Source organism: Poseidonocella sedimentorum (assembly GCF_900116005.1).
GTDB lineage: Bacteria > Pseudomonadota > Alphaproteobacteria > Rhodobacterales > Rhodobacteraceae > Poseidonocella > Poseidonocella sedimentorum.
Map to the genome: position 1 here is coordinate 15,780 of NZ_FOYI01000019.1, position 20,324 is coordinate 36,103.

The 20,324-nt window shown below is 66.8% G+C and carries 17 protein-coding genes; 8 read left to right on the plus strand and 9 right to left on the minus strand.

All coding sequences use genetic code 11. The annotated features are described in order from the left end of the window. Positions 1-33: 33 nt before the first annotated feature. Both BM353_RS16145 and BM353_RS16150 read right to left on the minus strand, forming a co-directional pair. A complete protein-coding gene (locus BM353_RS16145; RefSeq protein WP_245759685.1) occupies positions 34-420 on the minus strand; it encodes a DUF3576 domain-containing protein in 387 nt (128 codons plus the stop codon). Positions 421-595: 175 nt separating this feature from the next. Then, positions 596-1,696, minus strand: a complete 1,101-nt coding sequence (locus BM353_RS16150) for a porin (RefSeq protein WP_092082726.1) — start codon at positions 1,694-1,696, stop codon at positions 596-598. A 235-nt stretch (positions 1,697-1,931) separates the two neighbouring features. Between BM353_RS16150 and BM353_RS16155 the strand changes: the two genes are divergently transcribed. Continuing rightward, positions 1,932-2,585 (plus strand): YggS family pyridoxal phosphate-dependent enzyme, encoded by a 654-nt coding sequence (locus BM353_RS16155; RefSeq protein ID WP_092082728.1) that lies wholly within the window; start codon positions 1,932-1,934, stop codon positions 2,583-2,585. Here BM353_RS16155 and BM353_RS16160 read toward each other — a convergent pair. Together BM353_RS16160 and ribA are read right to left on the minus strand one after the other, a co-directional pair. Then, a complete protein-coding gene (locus BM353_RS16160; RefSeq protein WP_092082730.1) occupies positions 2,582-3,073 on the minus strand; it encodes a L,D-transpeptidase family protein in 492 nt (163 codons plus the stop codon). The genes BM353_RS16155 and BM353_RS16160 overlap by 4 nt on opposite strands. Continuing rightward, on the minus strand, positions 3,070-4,161 hold the full coding sequence (gene ribA / locus BM353_RS16165) for a GTP cyclohydrolase II (protein ID WP_092082732.1): 1,092 nt from the start codon (positions 4,159-4,161) through the stop codon (positions 3,070-3,072). The genes BM353_RS16160 and ribA overlap by 4 nt, the downstream gene beginning before the upstream one ends. A gap of 163 nt (positions 4,162-4,324) precedes the next feature. Between ribA and BM353_RS16170 the strand changes: the two genes are divergently transcribed. Further along, complete coding sequence (locus BM353_RS16170; RefSeq protein ID WP_092082734.1) at positions 4,325-5,011, plus strand: response regulator transcription factor; 687 nt, start codon at positions 4,325-4,327, stop codon at positions 5,009-5,011. A gap of 87 nt (positions 5,012-5,098) precedes the next feature. Here the strand turns inward: BM353_RS16170 and BM353_RS16175 are convergent, their stop codons facing one another. Beyond that, positions 5,099-5,902, minus strand: coding sequence for an undecaprenyl-diphosphate phosphatase (locus BM353_RS16175; RefSeq protein ID WP_092082736.1), 804 nt, complete (start codon positions 5,900-5,902; stop codon positions 5,099-5,101). Between the two features lie 229 nt (positions 5,903-6,131). Between BM353_RS16175 and BM353_RS16180 the strand changes: the two genes are divergently transcribed. The 6 genes from BM353_RS16180 (at position 6,132) to queG (ending at position 15,997) form a co-directional block, all read left to right on the plus strand. Next, positions 6,132-7,565 carry an NAD(P)-dependent oxidoreductase gene (locus tag BM353_RS16180; RefSeq protein WP_092082738.1) on the plus strand — a complete coding sequence of 478 codons (1,434 nt, stop codon included), beginning with the start codon at positions 6,132-6,134 and terminating at the stop codon, positions 7,563-7,565. Between the two features lie 197 nt (positions 7,566-7,762). Continuing rightward, complete coding sequence (gltB, locus tag BM353_RS16185; protein ID WP_092082740.1) at positions 7,763-12,298, plus strand: glutamate synthase large subunit; 4,536 nt, start codon at positions 7,763-7,765, stop codon at positions 12,296-12,298. Between the two features lie 190 nt (positions 12,299-12,488). Further along, positions 12,489-13,391, plus strand: a complete 903-nt coding sequence (locus BM353_RS16190; protein WP_092082742.1) for a Hint domain-containing protein — start codon at positions 12,489-12,491, stop codon at positions 13,389-13,391. A gap of 54 nt (positions 13,392-13,445) precedes the next feature. Beyond that, positions 13,446-14,210 carry a monofunctional biosynthetic peptidoglycan transglycosylase gene (gene mtgA / locus BM353_RS16195; RefSeq protein WP_092082744.1) on the plus strand — a complete coding sequence of 255 codons (765 nt, stop codon included), beginning with the start codon at positions 13,446-13,448 and terminating at the stop codon, positions 14,208-14,210. 34 nt (positions 14,211-14,244) lie between these two features. Then, positions 14,245-14,931: an FtsZ-binding protein FzlA gene (gene fzlA / locus BM353_RS16200; RefSeq protein ID WP_092082746.1), complete on the plus strand. Its 687-nt coding sequence runs from the start codon at positions 14,245-14,247 to the stop codon at positions 14,929-14,931. A gap of 34 nt (positions 14,932-14,965) precedes the next feature. Next, a complete protein-coding gene (gene queG, locus BM353_RS16205) occupies positions 14,966-15,997 on the plus strand; it encodes a tRNA epoxyqueuosine(34) reductase QueG (RefSeq protein ID WP_092082748.1) in 1,032 nt (343 codons plus the stop codon). Between the two features lie 165 nt (positions 15,998-16,162). On the opposite strand, the gene mvaD is transcribed toward queG, so the two are convergent. The 4 genes from mvaD to BM353_RS16225 are packed head-to-tail and all read right to left on the minus strand — an operon-like array spanning position 16,163 to position 20,315. Further along, positions 16,163-17,170, minus strand: a complete 1,008-nt coding sequence (gene mvaD / locus BM353_RS16210; RefSeq protein WP_218155494.1) for a diphosphomevalonate decarboxylase — start codon at positions 17,168-17,170, stop codon at positions 16,163-16,165. Then, complete coding sequence (locus tag BM353_RS16215) at positions 17,160-18,071, minus strand: mevalonate kinase family protein (RefSeq protein WP_092082750.1); 912 nt, start codon at positions 18,069-18,071, stop codon at positions 17,160-17,162. Before BM353_RS16215 ends, mvaD begins: the two co-directional genes overlap by 11 nt. Then, complete coding sequence (locus tag BM353_RS16220; protein ID WP_092082752.1) at positions 18,068-19,189, minus strand: mevalonate kinase family protein; 1,122 nt, start codon at positions 19,187-19,189, stop codon at positions 18,068-18,070. Before BM353_RS16220 ends, BM353_RS16215 begins: the two co-directional genes overlap by 4 nt. Next, the gene (locus tag BM353_RS16225) at positions 19,152-20,315 is read right to left on the minus strand and encodes a hydroxymethylglutaryl-CoA synthase (RefSeq protein ID WP_245759686.1); all 1,164 of its coding nucleotides are present in this window, start codon (positions 20,313-20,315) and stop codon (positions 19,152-19,154) included. Before BM353_RS16225 ends, BM353_RS16220 begins: the two co-directional genes overlap by 38 nt. Positions 20,316-20,324: the final 9 nt, after the last annotated feature.

Here is a 20,324-nt window from a genome sequence, read left to right on the forward strand (position 1 = left end):
TCCGCCCGTTTGGTCTGGTCCAGCCCGCGCGGCTCAGAGGCGGCCGTCGGCGATGCGGAGCTGGCGCGCGCGCGACAGGATCGCGTCTTCCACGGCGCGGAGCGTGGCGTCGCTCACCGGGCCGGAGCGCGTTTGCATCGCGAGGCTGAGCGAGCGGGCATCTAGCGCGGGGTCGCGGACATGGACCGTCGCCTTGTAGGCGCGGCTGCTGCCCGGCGGGGTGCCGAAGCCGGTCACGATCACGCCGGTGTAGGGGTCGATGTCGGTGACGGGCAGGAAGCTCAACACGTCGAGCGAGGCGGCCCAGATGTAGCGGTTGACCGCGACGGTCTCGGCGCCCTGGATCCGCGTGGCCTCCCGCGTGGCGTTCTCACGGGCGCCGCCGCATCCCGAAAGCACGGCAAGAGCGACGATCGTCATGGCAGTTGTCAGGATTTTCATCGCGCAAGGCTCTCCCCCAGAATTCCGGACCTGTTTACCCAAGCGCTTTTGGGCTCACAAGCTGTTTCGGGGCGGCATGGGTGCGCGGGCTATCAGGCAAAAGAAAAGAGCGGCCCCGAGGGACCGCTCTTCCAGATCTGTAACCGAGAGGTTCTTAGAAGCTCAGGGTCAGAGCAACGGTCGTGCCGTGCAGGTATTCCTGCGGGCCGATTTCGTCGTTCTGGTTGTTGTCTTCGTCTTCCGCGTAGGAAGCAACGAAGGCCGCGCCGCCGCCGAGGTCGTATTCGGCTGCAACGTACTGGCCGTCGTCGTCGGACCAGCCAGCCAAGAGGCCGAGGCCGTTGCCAACGTCGTAGCTGACGTTGACGCCTGCATCTTCGTCGCCGCCATCGTGGTAGAAGGCGTCAACCGAGATCGGGCCGTTTGCGTAAGACGCTGCGAGGCCGTAGTTGTCTTCGCCATCTTCGTCGATATCCGTATCCGTTGGATCAACCGGGCGAGATTCGGATACGTAGAACGCCGTCAAGGTGACGCCAGGAGCAACAGCGTAGGAGCCCTGAAGGCCGATCGACTCTTCGCCATCGTCGGATGCGTAGGCGAACAGCACGTCAGCGCCACCAACGGTGGTGCCAACGGAGAGGCCGTACACTTCAGCGCCGTTGAAGTCGCCGTTGCCGTCGAAGTCGTTTTCGGCTTCCTCTTGGTAACCGAAGGTCACGGAAACGCCGTTGATTTCGCCAGCTGCGCCGAGCGAAAGCTGGTCAACTTCGCCGGAGCCGGTGCCGCCTAGGGCAAATTTGTCATTGTGCACGACGTTGGAGATGCCGAAGTCGAAGCCACCGTAGGACATCGCGCCGCGCAGAACCACTTCGCCGTCAGCTTCGGAGAAGCTGTCTTCTTCCATGTTGGTCACGCCGTTCCAGTACGTTTCCGCCGCGAATGGGGTGTCGCCGTAGTAGAGGGAGGCCATGTCGGACTCGAGGAAAAGGGTGAAGTTATCGTCGGCGTGAAAATTGCCGTCGGTATCCAGCGTATCAGCAGAGGCGTCTTCAAGGTCGAAGCCGAAAGTGACGCCGGCGGTGACGCCGTTGTCCAGCTCTTGGGACATGGTGACGTCGAGATCGCCATCAGCGTAGAGCCCGCCGTTGATATCGTCATTATGGCCAAGTTCGGCAGAGCCGGACCAGGACACGTCTGCAGCTGCTGCGCCGGCAAAGGCGACGATTGCAGTCGTCGTAAAGAGGATGCGTTTCATCTTGGTATCCCTCGTAATTGCATTCTCGGGAATGCCGGGTTGTCCAGCATTGGGGGAGTGTTTGCGCCCAACGCCCGATTGGGTCAACGGTTGGCGTCGGCGCTCCAAGGCGCATCGCAAAAAATGATGCAGATCGGCCACACACCATTTCCCGATTGCGCCCGCGCGGTTTCCGACCATCATGGGGCCGGTCTCTCGCGACGCGGGGGCAATCTTATGTAAAACAGGAGTTTTCATGTCGTTGACTGAAGTCAGGGCGGCCATCGCGGCGGAGCTTGAGCGCGTGGGCCGGCCAGCGGAGGCGCTGAGCCTGATCGCGGTCTCCAAGGTGCAACCTCTGGAGCGGGTTGAGGCAGTTTTGCAACAGGGGCACCGGGTCTTCGGTGAGAATCGCGTGCAGGAGGCGGCCGGCAAGTGGCCCGAGCTTCAGGAGCGCTTCGGCAAGGTGGAGCTGCATCTGCTGGGGCCGCTCCAGAGCAACAAGGCGCGGCAGGCGATGGAGCTCTTTGACGTGATCCATTCGGTGGACCGGGCCAAACTGGCCCGCGCGCTCGCGCGGCTGGCCGGGGAGCTGGGCTCCTGCCCCGATCTGTTCCTGCAGGTCAACACCGGGGAGGAGCCGCAGAAAGCCGGCGTCCTGCCGGCGGATCTCCCGGCGCTGGTGGAGGAATGCCGCGCGCTCGGGCTTCCGGTGATCGGCCTGATGTGCATCCCGCCGGTCGAGGAGGAGCCGTCGCTGCATTTCGCGCTGCTCAAGAAGCTCGCGGACCGGCATGGGCTGGACAAGCTCTCGATGGGCATGAGCGGTGACTATATAAGTGCAATCGCCCAAGGGGCGACGCATCTGCGCGTGGGCTCCGCGATTTTTGGCGGGCGCGAGGCGGGCTAGGCGGGCACGCGCAGCGGCGTTCCCGGCGCGATCCGCCGCGCGAGATCGAGCAGATCGGGGCGCGACAGGGCGATGCAGCCTTCGGTCGGAAAACCGCGCCGCCGCCACTGGTGCAGGAAGATCGCCGAGCCCCGGCCGGGCCGCGCCGGGAACATGTTCCAATCGGTGATCAGGATCAGATCATAGAGCGGATCGGCCCGCCGCAACCGCTCGTGGCTTGCGGCATGGGGCGCAAGCACCGGCGCATTGTAGCTCGCATCCTGCGGATCGTCGGACCAGAGCGCCCGCAGGCCGATCGGCGCGGCCCATGGCGCGGGGCGGGGGAGGCGATCGGGGCGGTAGAGCATGCCGATGATTCGGTGCGTGCCCACCGGGGTCGCACGATCGCCTTCGCGCTTGTCCGTCGCGCGCCCGCCGCGCCCGATGGCGCAGGGGTAAAGCCGCGCGCCCAACCGCAGCCCCTGCCGGGTCAGGACCAGCGGGGTCACAGCAAATGGCCGGATTTGAGCGCCTTGGTCGCGAGGTAGGCCGCGTTCTCGGACGTCTGGCCGACCTTGAGCGGCACGCGCTCGACCACGTCGATCCCCATGCGCTCCATCATCGCGATCTTGGCCGGGTTGTTCGTCATCAGACGGACCGCGCCGAACCCCATCTCGCGCAGGAGCGCCGCGCCGATGCGGAAATCGCGCTCGTCATCCTCGAATCCGAGCCGGTGGTTGGCCTCGACCGTGTCGAACCCCTGATCCTGAAGCGAATAGGCGCGCATCTTGTTGGCCAGCCCGATGCCGCGCCCTTCCTGGTTGAGATAGAGCAGGATGCCGTGTTGCTCTGCGCCCATCTGCGCCAGCGCGCCGCGCAATTGCGGGCCGCAGTCGCATTTCAGGCTGCCGAGCAGATCGCCGGTGAAACAGGCCGAATGGAGTCGCGCGAGCACCGGCGCATCGCGGTCTGGTGCGCCGACCTCGACCACATAATGCTCTTCCGCCCCGTCGCGCGGCCGAAAGACATAGAGACGCGCCTGCGGCGCAAGGCTCAGCGGGACGCGCGCGCTGACGATGAGATCGAGGTGAATATCGCTCTCGGCCCCCCGCGCCACGTCATCGGCATCCAGCAAGGTGAGCGCATTGGCTTCCGCCACCGCCGCGGCATCCTCCACCGGGCTGACGAGGGCGGCGGGCAGGAGCCGCGCATCCTTGTTCAGACGCAAGGCAAGCCGGTGCAGATCCGCGCGCCCCTCGCGCTGCGACGTGAAGGGGCCCTTCATCGGGGTCTCGAGATCGCCAGACGGCTCCGAGACCGCCCGGACCCACCCCAGATCGGCCGCGCCGCCAAGCGCGATGCGCGCGATATCCCCGTCATAGGCCCGCGCCTTGAGGGTCTCGGCGCGCCGCTTGGTGATGACGAGCGCGGTGTCGGGCGAGAGGCCCTGCATCGCGGCAAGGCGCGGCGCGGTCAGCGTCTCGGCGGCGGCGAGCACCGCGCCAGCCGTCCCTGAGCGCAGCACCACAGGCACCCCCATCCGCAGATCGGACCGCGCCCGGGCAATGAGATCGGTGGTATCGGGATGCAGGCTCACCAGGGTATTCCTTCACGAGTGGTCCGCCCCATTTAGACCCGCGCCGCGGAAATTGAAACATTTCCCCGCCCCGCGACACGAGCCCGTGAGAAGATGTCGCAAACCTTGTGGGACGGGCACGGCGGCCTCACATCCCGGTGATAGACACGAAAGAGGTAGGGCCATGGCGCAACTCAAACGTATCCTGCTCGTCGATGACGACGAAGACATCCGCGAGGCGCTCAGCGAGCAGTTGGTCATGACCGAGGACTTCGACGTCTTCGAAGCGGGCAACGGGGCCGAGGCCCTGACCAAGGCGCGCGAGGAGATCTACGATCTGATCATCCTCGACGTCGGCCTGCCCGATACCGACGGGCGCGAGCTGTGCCGCCTTCTGCGCAAACAGGGGATCAAGGCGCCGGTGCTCATGCTGACGGGGCATGACAGCGACGCGGACACGATCCTCGGCCTCGACGCCGGCGCGAACGATTATGTGACCAAACCCTTCAAGTTTCCGGTGCTTCTGGCGCGGATCAGGGCGCAGCTTCGGCAGCACGAGCAATCCGAAGACGCGATCTTCCAGCTCGGACCCTACACGTTCAAACCCGCGATGAAGGTTCTGCTGACGGAAGATGAGCGCAAGATCAGGCTGACGGAGAAGGAAACCAACATCCTGAAATACCTCTACCGGTCCTCCGATGGCGTGGTGGCACGAGACGTGCTGCTGCACGAGGTCTGGGGCTATAACGCCGGCGTGACGACCCATACGCTGGAGACCCACATCTATCGCCTGCGCCAGAAGATCGAACCCGATCCCTCCAACGCGCGACTCCTCGTCACCGAAGCCGGCGGCTACCGACTCGTCGCCTGACGGTGCCGCCAGGTCGGAAAATGATCGATCATTTTCCGGCACGTTTTCTGATTGATCAGAAAACGGCGTCCGTGGCGGGTGTCTGCGCTACAAATAGGCGTAGGCGAGTAGGGCGAGGCCGAGGAAGATCCGGTAGATGACGTAGGGTGTGTAGCTCACGCTGCTCAGGAGACGCATCATCAGGCTCAGAGCGGCGAGGGCGGCGAGGCAGGCGAAGGCCGCGGCGATGGCGCTTTCGCGCACTGCTGTGAACGTGCCCTCCGACGCGATGTCCAGTCCCAGCAGCGTCCCGGACGCGAGGATCGTGGGGATGGACATGAGCATGGCCAGCCGCGCGCCCTCCTGGCGTTCATACCCCAGCAGGCGAGACGCGGTGATGGTGATGCCGGAGCGCGACGTGCCCGGAATGAGGGCAACGGCCTGCCAGAGCCCCATCCAGAGGGCATGGGAGAGCGTCCAATCGCCGGCGTCGCGGGTCTGGGGCCCGCGTTGATCGGCGACATAGAGCAACAGGCCGAACACGAGCGTTGCCCAGCCGACCACGGCGACCGAGCGCAGCATATCGCTCAGGCCGGTGATCTTCAGAACGAACCCGGCTATGACCACCGGGATGGTCGCGACAACCAGCCCGAGGGCGAGGCGGCTTTCCGGGCTGTCCGTGCGGCCGCGCAGCAGGTGGCCCCCGCCGCGGATCGCGCGCCCGACGTCCTGTCTGAAATAGAGCACCACGGCGACGAGCGTGCCCACGTGCACGGCCACGTCGATGGCGAGGCCCTGATCGGCGAGCCCAGTGAGATTCGGCAACAGAATCAGGTGGCCGGACGAGGAGACCGGCAGGAATTCGGTGATCCCTTGCACGATCGCGACCAGGAGAAGATTGAAGAGGGTCATGAGGGGGCTTCTACTTGGAGTTGGGGTGTTTGTATAATGAATTGAGTTTGTTCAGAAAGATGGTTTATAGGTAAGCTTAAGTTACCTAAATTTGGCGGCTTTGACGGCTTGAGGGCTCTGCGGAGTAGAAAATTATCAAAATAGGTCAGCATGCGTGACTTTTCATCCTTCGCGAGCTGCGGTAGACAGCCCGCAACAGGAAGCGCGCCAGGTCGACGGGAGTTATTGGATGGCCAAGCAACCCATGCTGAAATTCGTGAATGTGCCGCGCGACATGCCCGCCAAACGGCCGGCCGAAAACCGCAGGCAGGATTTCGACGAAATCTACGCGGAATATGCGGACGCCAAGGCCAAGGAGCAATCGAGCCGGTGCAGCCAGTGCGGTGTGCCCTATTGCCAGAGCCATTGCCCATTGCACAACAATATCCCCGATTGGCTCAACATGACCGCCACCGGGCGGCTCGAAGAAGCCTATCAGATCAGCCAGGCGACGAATACCTTCCCTGAAATCTGCGGACGGATTTGTCCGCAGGATCGGCTGTGCGAGGGAAATTGCGTCATCGAGCAATCCGGGCACGGGACCGTGACAATCGGATCGGTCGAGAAATACATCACCGATACGGCCTGGGAAAAAGGGTGGGTCAAGCCGCCGAGCCCGGCGCGGGAGCGCGCGGAATCGGTGGGCATCATCGGCGCGGGGCCCGGCGGGCTGGCCGCGGCGGACCGTCTGCGCCGCGCGGGGATTCAGGTCACCGTCTATGACCGGTATGACCGCGCGGGCGGCCTGATGACCTACGGCATTCCGGGCTTCAAGCTGGAAAAACACGTGGTGATGCGTCGGATCGAACAGCTTGAGGCCGGCGGCGTTGCCTTTGTTCTCAACTGCTCGGTCGGGGTCGACAAAAGTTTTGACGAGATTCGCAGCGCGCATGACGCGGTGCTGATCGCGACGGGCGTTTACAAATCCCGCGATCTGGGCGGGCCGGGCTCGGGGGCTTCCGGCATCGTCAAGGCGCTCGATTACCTGACCGCCTCCAACCGCGCGAGCTTCGGCGACACGGTTGCCGAGCTGGAGGATGGTAGCCTCAACGCGGCTGGAAAGCGCGTCGTCGTTATCGGTGGCGGCGATACTGCGATGGATTGCGTGCGTACCGCGATCCGTCAGGGCGCGGCCTCGGTCAAATGCCTTTACCGCCGCGACCGGGCCAACATGCCGGGCTCGCAGCGCGAGGTGCAGAACGCCGAGGAAGAGGGCGTCCAGTTCGAATGGCTGACCGCGCCCAAGGGTTTTGCCGGCGATCCTGTCGAGGGTGTGATCGTGCAGAAGATGCGCCTCGGCGCGCCGGATGCGAGCGGGCGTCAGAGCCCCGAGATCATCGACGGCTCGGATTACACCGAACCGGCGGAGCTCGTGATCAAGGCGCTCGGCTTCGAGCCTGAGGACTTGCCGAAACTGTGGGACACCGAAGGGCTGGAGGTGACCCGTTGGGGCACCATCAAGGCCGAGTTTACCACCGGGCGCACGGCGCTCCCGCGGGTCTATGCGGTGGGCGACATCGTGCGCGGGGCGAGCCTTGTGGTCTGGGCGATCAAGGATGGCCGCGACGCGGCGGATGCGATCCTCGGCGATCTTGACGAAGCGCCGGCCATCGCGGCCGAATAAGGGCGCCGCCCGGCGCAGGTTGCCGCCGGGAAAGACAACGAATTGCGCGCGGGGCATTTGCCCGCGCAACTGACCGGGGCGCCGATTTGTGGGCGTCTCCTTGACCCAAGCCACGCGCAGCAGCGCGGACACGACGACGGGGCCGGGCACCATTGCCCAAGGCGGCCACGGCGGCCATTGAGAGGGAGAGACCGATCATGACCAAATACGATACAGCATGGGCCGCCGCCGAAGAGGCCAAGCGCAAGTGGATGGCCGAGAACACGCTCTACCGCGAGGAAGAGGAGCATTCGTCCTGCGGGGTGGGGCTCGTGGTTTCGATCGACGGGCGGCCGAGCCGCAAGGTCGTGCAGGCGGGGATCAGCGCGCTCAAGGCGATCTGGCACCGCGGCGCGGTGGATGCCGATGGCAAGACCGGTGACGGCGCGGGCATCCATATCCAGATCCCGGTCGCTTTCTTCTATGACCAGATCACCCGGACGGGCCACGACCCGCGCCCGGGCGAGCTGATGGCCGTCGGGCAGGTCTTCCTGCCGCGGACCGATCACGGGGCGCAGGAGCGCTGCCGGACGATCGTGGAATCCGAAGTCCTGCGGATGGGCCACTATATCTATGGCTGGCGCCATGTGCCGGTGGATGTCTCCTGCCTCGGCGAGAAGGCCAACGCGACCCGGCCCGAGATCGAGCAGATCCTGATTTCCAACTCCAAGGGCGTCGACGAAGAGACCTTTGAGCGCGAGCTCTATGTCATCCGGCGGCGGATCGAGAAGGCGGCGCTCGCGGCGGGCATCGGCGCGCTCTACATTGCGTCGCTCTCCTGCCGGTCGATCATCTACAAGGGGATGATGCTGGCCGAGCAGGTGTCGGTCTTCTACCCCGACCTTGAGGATGAGCGCTTCGAGAGCGCCTTTGCGCTCTATCACCAGCGCTATTCGACCAACACCTTCCCGCAGTGGTGGCTCGCGCAGCCGTTCCGGATGCTTGCACATAACGGCGAGATCAACACGCTCAAGGGCAACGTCAACTGGATGAAGAGCCATGAGATCCGCATGGCCTCCTCCGCTTTCGGCGACATGGCCGAGGACATCAAGCCGATCATCCCGCAGGGGTCTTCGGACAGTGCGGCGCTCGATTCGGTGTTCGAGGTTCTGGTGCGCGCGGGGCGCAATGCGCCGATGGCCAAGACGATGCTGGTGCCCGAAAGCTGGTCCAAGCAAGCGCTGGAGCTGCCCGAGGCCTGGCGCGACATGTATTCCTACTGCAACTCGGTGATGGAGCCCTGGGACGGGCCGGCGGCGCTGGCCATGACCGATGGCCGCTGGGTCTGCGCCGGGCTCGACCGGAACGGGCTGCGCCCGATGCGCTACGTGGTCACGGGCGACAAGCTGCTGATCGCCGGCTCCGAGGCGGGCATGGTCCCGATCGACGAGGCGTTCGTTGTCGAGAAGGGCGCGCTTGGCCCCGGGCAACTGCTGGCCGTGGATATGGCCGAGGGGCGGCTTTACCACGACAAGGAGATCAAGGACAAACTCAGCCAGTCCCAGCCCTTTGGCGAATGGGTCGGCAAGATCAAGGAGCTGGGCGAGGAATTGGCCCGGGTCTCCGAGGCGCCGATCTTCACCGGGGCGGAGCTGCGCAAGCGGCAGATCGCGGCGGGCTACTCGATGGAGGATCTCGAACAGATCCTCGCGCCGATGGCCGAGGACGGCAAGGAATCGCTGGCCTCCATGGGGGATGACACGCCCTCGGCGGTGCTCTCCAAGATGTACCGCCCTCTGAGCCATTTCTTCCGGCAGAACTTCTCCCAGGTCACCAACCCGCCGATCGACAGCCTGCGCGAATACCGGGTGATGAGCCTCAAGACGCGGTTCGGCAACCTCAAGAACGTGCTCGATGAATCGAGCGCCCAGACCGAGATCGTCGTTCTTGAGAGCCCGTTTGTCGGCAACGCGCAGTTCGCCGAACTGGTGGGGAACCTCGACAGCGATCTCGTGGAGATCGATTGCAGCTTCGAGCCGGGCAAGTCGTCAGCGCTGATGGAGGGGCTGGCGCGCATCCGCCGCGAGGCGGAGGACGCGGTGCGTTCGGGTGCCGGGCACCTTGTGCTGACCGACGAGTATCAGGGCCCGGACAAGGCGCCGATGCCGATGATCCTCGCGACCTCGGCGGTCCACAGCCACCTCACGCGGCAGGGCCTCCGGACCTTCTGCTCGCTCAACGTCCGCTCGGCGGAATGCATCGATCCGCATTACTTCGCAGTGCTGATCGGCGCAGGCGCGACCGTGGTGAACCCCTATCTCGCCGAGGATAGCCTCGCCGACCGGATCGAGCGCGGCCTGCTGGACATGAGCCTCAGCGACGCGGTTCAACGCTACCGCGAGGCGATCGATCAGGGCATGCTCAAGATCATGGCCAAGATGGGCATCTCGGTCATCTCCTCCTATCGCGGCGGGCTCAACTTCGAAGCCGTCGGCCTCTCGCGCGCGATGTGCGCCGAGTATTTCCCGGGTATGCTGAGCCGCATTTCCGGCATCGGGGTGCATGGCATCCAGAAGAAGGTCGAGGAAATCCACGATCTCGGCTGGCGCGGTGGGCGCGACGTGCTGCCCATCGGCGGGTTCTACAAGGCGCGCCGCTCGGGCGAGACCCACGCCTGGGGCGCGCAGTCGATGCACATGCTGCAGATGGCCTGCAACAAGGCGAGCTACGAGCTCTGGAAGCAGTATTCCGCGCGGATGCGGGCCAACCCGCCGATCCACCTGCGCGACCTGCTGGACGTCAAGCCGCTTGGCAAACCCGTCCCGATCGAAGAGGTCGAGAGCGTCACCGCGATCCGCAAGCGGTTCGTGACGCCGGGCATGTCGCTCGGGGCGCTGAGCCCGGAGGCGCACAAAACGCTGAACGTCGCGATGAACCGTATCGGCGCGCGCTCCGATTCCGGCGAGGGCGGCGAGGATCCGGCGCATTTCGTGCCCGAGCCCAACGGCGACAACCCCTCGGCCAAGATCAAGCAGGTCGCGTCGGGGCGCTTCGGCGTCACGGCGGAATACCTCAACCAGTGCGACGAGCTGGAGATCAAGGTCGCCCAGGGCGCCAAGCCCGGCGAGGGCGGCCAGCTTCCGGGCATGAAGGTCACCGATCTCATCGCGCGGCTGCGGCATTCGACCAAGGGCGTGACGCTGATCTCGCCCCCGCCGCATCACGACATCTACTCGATTGAGGATCTGGCGCAGCTCATCTATGACCTCAAGCAGATCAACCCGCGGGTGAAGGTCTGCGTCAAGCTGGTGGCGTCCTCGGGCGTGGGCACCATTGCGGCGGGTGTGGCCAAGGCCAAGGCCGACGTGATCCTCATCTCGGGCCACAACGGCGGCACCGGCGCGAGCCCGGCGACCTCGATCAAGTTCGCGGGCCTGCCCTGGGAGATGGGCCTCACCGAGGCGCATCAGGTGCTGGCGATGAACAAGCTGCGCGACCGGATCACACTCCGGACGGATGGCGGGCTGCGCACCGGGCGCGACATCGTTATGGCGGCGATGATGGGCGCCGAGGAATACGGCATCGGCACCGCCGCGCTCATCGCGATGGGCTGCATCATGGTGCGCCAGTGCCAGTCCAACACCTGCCCGGTTGGCGTCTGCACGCAGGACGAATCGCTCCGTGCGAAGTTTACCGGCAATGCCGACAAGGTCGTGAACCTCATCACCTTCTACGCGCAGGAAGTGCGCGAGGTGCTGGCCTCGATCGGGGCGCGGTCGCTCGATGAGGTGATCGGCCGGGCGGACCTGCTGAGCCAGGTGAGCCGGGGCGCCGCGCATCTCGACGATCTCGACCTCAACCCGATGCTGATCACCGTGGATGGGGCGAAAAACATCGTCTACAACCGCGACAAGCCCCGCAATCCCGTGCCCGACACGCTCGACGCCGAGATTGTCCGCGACGCCGCGCGGTTCCTCGAAGAGGGCGAGAAGATGCAGCTCTCCTACTCGGTGCAGAACACGCACCGCACGGTCGGCACGCGGACCTCGAGCCATATCGTGCAGCGGTTCGGGATGCGCAACGCGCTCCAGCCCAACCACCTGACGGTCAAGCTCAACGGCTCCGCCGGCCAGTCTCTCGGCGCCTTTGCGGCCCCCGGGCTCAAGCTCGAAGTCTCCGGCGATGCCAACGACTATGTCGGCAAGGGGCTCTCGGGGGGGACGATCGTCGTGCGCCCGCCGATGGCCTCGCCGCTGGTGGCCGCCGAGAACACGATCATCGGCAACACGGTGCTTTACGGCGCGACCGACGGCTATCTCTTTGCCGCGGGCCGCGCGGGCGAGCGCTTCGCGGTGCGCAACTCCGGCGCCAAGGTGGTGATCGAGGGCTGTGGCTCCAACGGTTGCGAATACATGACCGGCGGCGTCGCGGTGATCCTCGGCCGGATCGGGGCCAACTTCGGCGCGGGCATGACGGGCGGCATGGCCTATCTCTATGATCCCAACGCCGAGGTCACGACGCTGCTCAACATGGAAACGCTGGTGACTTGCCCGGTCACGGTCGATCACTGGCAATCCGAGCTCGAGGAGCTCATCGAGCGCCATATCGAGGAGACGGGCTCGCGGCTGGCGCAGGAGATCTGGCAGCACTGGGACGAAGAGTTGCCCCGGTTCGTGCAGGTTTGCCCCAAGGAGATGCTCGACAAGCTGCCCGCGCCGCTGTCCGAGACGCAAACCGCGATTCCCGCGGAATGATCCAGCGCACCGGGCCGGCCGCCACAACGGCGAGGCCGGCCCGGTGCAGCCCCGTCCCGTAAGCGCGGGGGGCGGCCGCGACCAGAGCGAAACTCCGCTCCACCTCACGGCCTAGGCAAAACTGCTGCTTTTTGCGCTGATCGCGCTATGCTAGACGCGAACGCAGTTTGTTAACCGGTGTGACCTGCCCATGGCGACGTTTTTCGACCAGTTCTACGAGATGGATCCTTTCTCGCCCCCGCCTGCGGGGACGACGCTGAACGTCGCGTTTCTCGAAGCGGATGACGCGGACAACAGCGGCACTCTGAGCCGCTACGGTGAAGACCTGATAGACGGGTCCGACATCAACCGCATCTGGGATGGCGATACCGTCACGGTTGAGCTCTCGAACGGCACCCAGGTGACATACACCGGGGTGACCTTCTATCTCGACGACGGGCGGCGCTTCTTCACGCCGATGGATGGCCAGACCCTCGCGACCGGCACGCTCATCTCCACCACCGCCGTCTCGTCGCAGACGAATATCTCCTTGCCGCGATTCGGCCCGACCTGCTTCACCGCGGGGACGCTGATCGACACCGCGCGCGGGCCGGTGCCGGTCGAGACCCTGCGCGTCGGCGATACCGTGCTCACCGATGGCGGCCAGAGCGAACCCATCGTCTGGACCGGCGCGACCATCGCACCGGGGGATGGCAAGTTCGCCGCGGTGGTCTTTGCCCCCGGCACGCTCGGCAATACCCGCCCGCTCGCGGTCTCGCCCCAGCATCGCGTCTTGCTGCGCGGCTGGCGCGCCGAGATCTATTTCGGTCTGCCCGAGGTGCTCGCCACGGCGGTCCATCTGGTCAATGGCAAGACCGTCACCCGCGCCCGGGAGCGCGAAGTGCACTACGTTCACGTGATGTGCGCGCGGCCTGTGCTCTTGCGGAGCGACGGCGCGGTGAGCGAGAGCTTCAACCCCGGGGCGATGGTGCGCGAGGGCGATGCGGCGCTGGACGCCGAGCTCAGGGCGCTCTTTCCGGACATGCCCCGCACCGGCACGGCGCCCGCCCGCCCGCTGGCCTGCGGCAAGGACGCGCGCGCGCTCATTCTTTGATCCCCCGGCCCGCCGGAGCTTGCGGGCCCGGAGGTCTGCGGGCATATCTGGCGCATGACCGGGCCCTCCAAAACCACCAAGGCTGCGCGGGCGAAACCCCCGGCCCGCAAGCGCAAGGCCGCGGCGGAGGCGCCCCGCCGCCCGCTGCGCGCCCGCATTCGCCGCTGGGTGCTACGCTGCGCGCTGGCCTGTGCCGCGCTGGTGGCCGCGGCCGTGCTGCTCTTCACCATCGTCAACCCGCCCGGCTCGATCTACATGGCCAGCGAAAGCCGCCGCCTCGGAGGCGTGTCGCACCGCTGGGTCGGGATGGAGGAGATCGCCCCGGTGATGGCCCGCGCGGCCGTCGCGGCGGAGGATGCCAATTTCTGCCTGCACTGGGGGTTTGACATGGAGGCGATCCGCGCGGTGATCGAAGCCGGCGAGAGCCGGGGCGCAAGCACCATCAGCCAGCAGACCGTCAAGAACGCCTATCTCTGGCAGGGGCGGAGCTGGCTGCGCAAGGCGCTCGAGGCGCTGCTCACGCCGTTGGTCGAGATCGCCTGGTCCAAGCAGCGAATCCTTGAGGTCTATCTCAACCTCGCCGAATTCGACGAGGGCGTCTTCGGTGTCGAGGCCGCCGCACGCGCCTATTTCAAGACCTCTGCCGCCCAGCTCAGTCCGATGCAGGCCGCCCGCCTCGCCGCCGTTCTGCCCGCCCCCAAGAGCCGCTCCGCCGCCGAGCCGAGCGCCTTTGTCCGCCGCCGCGCCGCCGCGATCGCCGATGGCGCGGAAACCATCCGCGGCGACGGGCGCGCCGACTGTTTCACCGCAGGGAGTTGAAACCCGCCCGAGCCTCGGGCAGGAATGACGAGACATGACCGACACATCCAGTGACACCCCGCGCCTGTACCACGTCCCGCTGTCGCCCTTCTGCCGGAAGGTGCGGCTCTGCCTTGCCGAGAAGCGCATCGAGGTGGAGCTCGCCGAGGTCCGCTATTGGGAGGCCGATGGCGATTTCCTGCGCCGCAACCCGGCGGGCAAGGTGCCCGTCTTGCGGATCAACGGCCGGTTCATGGCCGAGAGCACCCCGATTTGCGAGTATCTCGAAGAGACCCATCCCTCGCCGCCGCTCATGCCCGAGGACGCCGAGTCGCGCTACGAGGTTCGGCGGCTGGTGAGCTGGTTCGACGACAAGTTTCACAACGAGGTCACGTCCAAGCTGCTCTACGAGCGGGTGAACAAGAAGCTCATGAAACAGGGCTTTCCGGATTCCGGCAACGTCAAGGCCGGGGCGCGCGCGATCAAGTATCACCTCGACTACATGGCCTGGCTCCTGGAGCGCCGCCGCTGGCTCGCCGGGGACAACATGACGCTCGCGGATTTCGCGGCCGCCGCGCATCTGTCGGCGCTGGATTATATTTCGGACGTGGACTGGAACCGCTCGGACGCGGTCAAGGACTGGTACGCCAAGATCAAGTCGCGCCCGGCCTTCCGCCGCATCCTCGCCGATCAGGTGCCGGGGTTCCCCCAGCCCGCCCATTACGCCGATCTCGATTTCTGAGGCGCGCGGGGGCGTCCCTGTGCCAGAATGCGCCATGGATGATCTGAAGGTACGGCTGATCGAGGCGGCGGGCGAGATGGGCTTCGAGCTCTGCCGCCTGACGCGCCCCGATGCGGTGCCGGAAGTGCCCGAACGCCTCCGCGCCTTTCTTGACAAGGGGTATCACGGCCAGATGTCATGGCTCGCCGAGCGCAGCCATTGGCGCGGGGCGCCGCAGGTCCTCTGGCCCGAGGCGCGCACGGTGATCATGCTCGGGGAAAGCTACACGCCCGAGCACGATCCGCTGGAGGTGCTCTCGCACCCGGACCGCGCGGCGATTTCGGTCTATGCCCAGAACCGCGATTACCACGATGTGGTCAAGAAGCGGCTCAAGCGGCTGGCGCGCTGGCTCATCGCCGAGGCGGGGGGCGAGGTGAAGGTCTTTGTCGATACCGCCCCGGTGCCGGAAAAGGCGCTCGGGGCCGCGGCCGGGCTCGGCTGGCAAGGCAAGCACACCAACCTCGTCTCGCGCGATATGGGCAGCTGGTTCTTCATCGGCTCGGTGTTCACCACGCTGGAGCTGGCGCCCGATGCGGCGGAGGTCGATCACTGCGGCTCCTGCCGCCGGTGCCTCGACATCTGCCCGACCGACGCTTTCCCCGCCCCCTATCAGCTCGACGCGCGCCGCTGCATTTCCTACCTCACCATCGAGCACAAGGGCCCCGTGGCCGAAGAGCTCCGGCCCCTGCTCGGCAATCGCATCTACGGCTGCGATGACTGTCTCGCGGTCTGTCCGTGGAACAAGTTCGCGCAGGAGGCGCGCGAGGTGAAATACCGCGCCCGCGCGGATCTGATGGCCCCACGGCTGGCCGAGCTTGCGGCGCTGGACGATGCCGGGTTCCGCGCGCTGTTCTCCGGCTCGCCGATCAAGCGGATCGGGCGGGACCGGTTTGTGCGCAACGTGCTTTATGCGATCGGGAACTCGGGGGAGGCAGGGTTGCGCCCGGCGGCGGACCGGCTACGGGGCGATCCGTGCGAGACAGTGGCCGACGCTGCGAGTTGGGCAGTAGACCGACTCTCGAACTAGTCCCAGCCCGGAACACGCCGAAGGCGCCGGGCCAGCGACGGCCCGTCCGGCGGGCTGTCGCTTTGTCACCGCCAGCGCAAACCTCGAATTTTGGATGTATTTGGCACGATAAAGCAACACGTTCAGCCGAAGGAGCGACACCCCACGGGCCGTCGCTGGCCCGGCTCAGTTCTGCACGGAAAAGGGCGCGATGATCTCGGCTTGCGGGAACGCCGCCAGCACATCCGCGCTGTCCGTCTGCTCAAAGATCAGCTTCACATTCGCGCCGGCGTCCATCGTTGCAAAGGCCTGTAACCCTTCCGCCCGCGCACGCCAGAGCCGCTCCAGCACGGCCCAGCTTTCCGGCTTGAGATAGCTCAGCGCCGGGCGGGCGGCGAGCATCGTGGCGTGCATCGCCAGCGCATTGGCCTCGGCCAGCGCCCCGAGCTTTGGCAGATCCTGCGCCCGCACGGCGGTTTCGATCGCGGCGCAATCGGCCTCGGCCGTCTGGGGCCAGGTGGCAAAGAGCGGGCTTGTCGCGACCGTGTGGTTCATCCCGTCGCGGGAGGTCATGGATTTCGGCCCAGTGTCGACGGCAACGATGGCGATGCGGAAGGCGGGCCAGTGGACATCGAGCGGCGCGGCAAGGCTGTCGCCCCCGTCGGGCGCCGTGCCCCGATCCCAGCGGACGAAGCCGTGCCAGAGCGAGCGCGCGGCGCTGCCGCTGCCGAGCCGGGCGATGAGGCTCATGTCACGCTCGCTGAGCTCCAGCCCGAAAGCGCTGACGAGCGCGCGGGTCAGCGCGGCGAAGCCAGAGGCCGAGGACGCAAGGCCGGCAGCGGTCGGGATCGTGTTGCGCGTGCGGATGTGCAGCGGCGCGTCCCGGCCCGCGCGGAAAAGGTCGGCAAAGCGCAGGGCTTTGGCGGCGAAGGGCGTCTCGGCGTCGAGCGCCGCGCCGTTGAGCCAGACGCGATCCGCGCCATCCTCTGCGGGCACGATCTCGGTGTGGCTGCCCCATTCGGCGAGCGAAATCGACAGCGAGCTGTTGAGCGGCAGGTTGCGCGCCTGATCGCGCTTGCCCCAATATTTGGACAGCGCAATGTTGCTCGGCGCATAGGCCGAGGCGCGGCGGGGGGCGGTGGCGGTCTGCATCGCCGCGGCGATGCGGTTGCGGGCGGCGCAATCAATCGACACGAAGGCCCTCCTTTGCGAGCGGTGCGGGGGCAAACCCCGGCGGCGTTTGCCCGAGCGCGACCACACAGTCCCCGAGGCCTGAGCCGGAGATTTTCGCCGCGATGGTGCCCGGGTGTGCGATGGCGCCCCGGATGAGTGCGCCGAGCGTTTCGTCGCAAACGCCGAGCGCCTCCATGTAGGTTTGGTAGCGCTGGAGCGAGGCGGCAAGGGCGGGCCAATCCTGTGCGGTGGCGGCGGCGATGGCGGTCTCGGCCGCCGCGCCCATTTGCGCGTAGAGGGCGCGATATCTCTCTGGTTCCGCCTCCATCCGGGCGGCCACGAGGGCCAGCACATCGGCGGTCGGTGTCTTGTAGCCGGCGTAGCGCAGCGAGAGCGGCGGCGGCGCGGGGAGGGCGGTGATCTTGGCGGCGGGCCCCCCGGCCTCCGGCGCGCGGTAGCTGATCATCCCGCCGGTGAGGCTTGAGGCAAGGTCGGCGCCACTGCCGCGTCCCTGCAGGGCGCGGATGATCCCGAGCGCGCGGGTGTGCAGATCGTCCGGCGTGTGGTCTGCGTAGCGGGCGAGCGCGCCGAGGGTGGCGATGGTGACGGCGGCGGAGGAGCCGAGGCCGAGCGTCGGGTCGATCTCGGAGCGGATTCGCAGGGAGACGCCGCCGGGCAGGTCAGCCGCAAACCCGGCGATGGCGGCGAGGACGAAACGGTAGGGCCCGCCATGGGGGAGCGCGTCGAGGCGCGCGAAGAGCGGCGGGGCGATGTCGGAGGCGATGTCGATCTCGGGGCCGGGTTGCGGCAAAAGCTCGACCGTGATGCGTTGATCTATGGCGGCGACGATGGCCGAATGGCCATAGACCACCGCGTGCTCGCCGGTGATCATGATCGAGCCGGGGGCGGAGGCGCGGATCATGCCTCTGCCTCGCGAGGCGCGGGCCCCGGCGCGGCGCCAGTCGGGGCAACGCGGAGAGGGGACCAGCGCAGCTCGGGTTGGCGGGCCATGAGTGCGCGCATCGCCTCGGGATCGCCGAGCCGGACGAGCACCGCGCCGCCGTGCGGGCCCGCGACGGACCCCGCGCCGCAAAGTTTGGCCGCGCCGCCAGCCGCTTCGACGGCCCCGATGAAGCGGGACGTGCCCTCGGGAACAACGCCGATCCGCTCCAGCAGGCGCTGGTTGGCGGTGATCTCACCGAGCGGCGCGCGGCCCTCGGCCAGCGCATCGGCAAAGGCGGCGGTGCAGGCGGCGAAGTCGGCCCAGAGCGGCGCGTCGGAGCCGTGGTGCCGCCGGACATGCGAGACGCAATCGCCGGTCGTCGAGGCGGGGAGGCCGTGCAGCACCCAGTACCAGCCGTCGCCCCGCAGGAGCGAATGGCCCTCGGCGATCTCGGCGGGGGAGACCGCGCCGTCCTGCGCGCGCACCAGACCGCCGTGGACCACGGTCGCCGCATCGATCGGGCCGGCCTGCCCGTGTTGGAGACGCTCGCAAAAGCGCACCCGCGCGACGCGCTCCGGCGCGGTCTTGGGCCGATCCAGCAGGGTCTCGAAGAGGACGGTCACCGCCGCGATCGCCGCCGCCGAGGAGCCAAAGCCCGCCCCGCGCGGAAGGGCGGAATGGCTCCCGAGCTGTCCCGGATGGGGCAGATGGTGAACCGCGCCGAGCCCCGGCGTCGGCCCCTCCTGCAGGAGGGAGGCGAGCGCGTAGACGGCCAGATCGTCGGGGTGGGTCAGGATGTTCTGCACATCGAGCTCGCCGCGCCGGAACTGCTCGAAGCGGCGGTCCAGACTGCCCTTGAATTTCGTCAGCAACCGGAAGGGATAGAAGGCGCCGGAGGACAGATCGTCAAACGCGGTGCGCAGCCCTTCGGCCAGATCCATCGGCTTGAACCAAACCTCGGTATATTGCGCGATGGCCACGGCCAGCGCCGGCGCGCCGTAGAGCACCGAGTGCTCGCCCGAGAGGATCAGCTTGCCCGGCGCGTGCGCGCGGGCGGGCTCAGGCGGCGCTGTCGATGTAGTGGCGCTGGTGCTCATTGATGCTCGCCAGTCTGTAGCGGCCACGGGCCTCGTCGGGGAGGATCCGCTCGGATCCGTCGCCCGGATCGACCGCCTGCCAGAGCTTGAGGTAGCCCTCGTAATCGACCTGCTCGCGCTCGTCGATCAGGGCCCGGTGGCGCTCGGTGAAGAGGTGATCGCGGTAGCCCGGGACCACGCGCCCGGCGAAGAATTCCGCCACCGCGCCCGAGCCGTAGCTGAACAGGCCCATGGCCTTGCCGCCGAGATCCATGTCGGAATTGTCCAGCGTCGAGATCAGCGCGAGATACATCGAGGCCGCATAGCTGTTGCCGATCTGGCGGTTGTAGATCATGCCGGGCAGGGCCTGATCCATGTTGACCTGCGTCTTGGCGGCCTTGGCCAGATGCCGGTGCGCCTTCTCGCCCATGCGTGAAAACGGCAGGTGGTAGCAGAAGCGCGCGATTTCGGAATAGTCGAGCCCGCCGTTGGCCTGATAGTCGCGCCAGGCCTCGATCAGCGCGTTGAGATAGCGCAGGGCGGAATACTTCCCGTCGACCAGCGGGGTGCGCCGGTAGTTGGGGCGCCAGAAATCCATGATGTCCTCGGTGAAGCAGCCCGAGACCGGGTCGATCTCCACGAGCCGCGGATCGGCGCTGATCAGCATCGCCACGGCCGCGGCCCCTTGGGTCGGCTCGCCGGAGCTGTCGAGCTCATAGCGCGCGACATCGGAGGCGATCACGAGGACCCGCCGGTCGGGCTTGCGCGCCACATAGCCGCAGGCGAGCTGGATCGCCGGGGTCGCCGAGTAGCAGGCCTGCTTCAGCTCCACGTTGCGGCAGTTTGCGGGCAGGCCGAGCAGCCGGTGGACATAGATGCCGGCGGATTTGGACTGGTCGATGCCGGTCTCCGTGGCAAAGAGCACGGTGTCGATGCCGTCGGCGCCGTATTTGTCGATCAGCGGCTTGGCGGCCTCGGCGGCCATGGTGACGATATCCTCGTCATGGCCGGGCAGGGCGATCTTCTCCTGGCCGATCCCCTTGGAGAACTTCTCCGGATCGATGCCGTGACGTTCGGCGAGGCTTTCAAGCCCGATGTAGCGATGCGGCACGTAAAAGCTCATCGCGTCGATGCCTGTCTTGATCACTCGTGCCTC

Excerpts from the sequence above, each read along its gene's own strand:
- BM353_RS16145 (WP_245759685.1), bottom strand. The coding sequence starts at position 420 with ATGACGATCGTCGCTCTTGCCGTGCTTTCGGGATGCGGCGGCGCCCGT.
- BM353_RS16190 (WP_092082742.1), top strand. The coding sequence starts at position 12,489 with ATGGCGACGTTTTTCGACCAGTTCTACGAGATGGATCCTTTCTCGCCC.
- BM353_RS16215 (WP_092082750.1), bottom strand. The coding sequence starts at position 18,071 with ATGATCCGCGCCTCCGCCCCCGGCTCGATCATGATCACCGGCGAGCAC.
- gltB (WP_092082740.1), top strand. The coding sequence starts at position 7,763 with ATGACCAAATACGATACAGCATGGGCCGCCGCCGAAGAGGCCAAGCGC.
- fzlA (WP_092082746.1), top strand. The coding sequence starts at position 14,245 with ATGACCGACACATCCAGTGACACCCCGCGCCTGTACCACGTCCCGCTG.
- BM353_RS16175 (WP_092082736.1), bottom strand. The coding sequence starts at position 5,902 with ATGACCCTCTTCAATCTTCTCCTGGTCGCGATCGTGCAAGGGATCACC.
- mtgA (WP_092082744.1), top strand. The coding sequence starts at position 13,446 with ATGACCGGGCCCTCCAAAACCACCAAGGCTGCGCGGGCGAAACCCCCG.
- BM353_RS16170 (WP_092082734.1), top strand. The coding sequence starts at position 4,325 with ATGGCGCAACTCAAACGTATCCTGCTCGTCGATGACGACGAAGACATC.
- BM353_RS16180 (WP_092082738.1), top strand. The coding sequence starts at position 6,132 with ATGGCCAAGCAACCCATGCTGAAATTCGTGAATGTGCCGCGCGACATG.
- BM353_RS16155 (WP_092082728.1), top strand. The coding sequence starts at position 1,932 with ATGTCGTTGACTGAAGTCAGGGCGGCCATCGCGGCGGAGCTTGAGCGC.
- BM353_RS16150 (WP_092082726.1), bottom strand. The coding sequence starts at position 1,696 with ATGAAACGCATCCTCTTTACGACGACTGCAATCGTCGCCTTTGCCGGC.
- queG (WP_092082748.1), top strand. The coding sequence starts at position 14,966 with ATGGATGATCTGAAGGTACGGCTGATCGAGGCGGCGGGCGAGATGGGC.
- BM353_RS16220 (WP_092082752.1), bottom strand. The coding sequence starts at position 19,189 with ATGAGCACCAGCGCCACTACATCGACAGCGCCGCCTGAGCCCGCCCGC.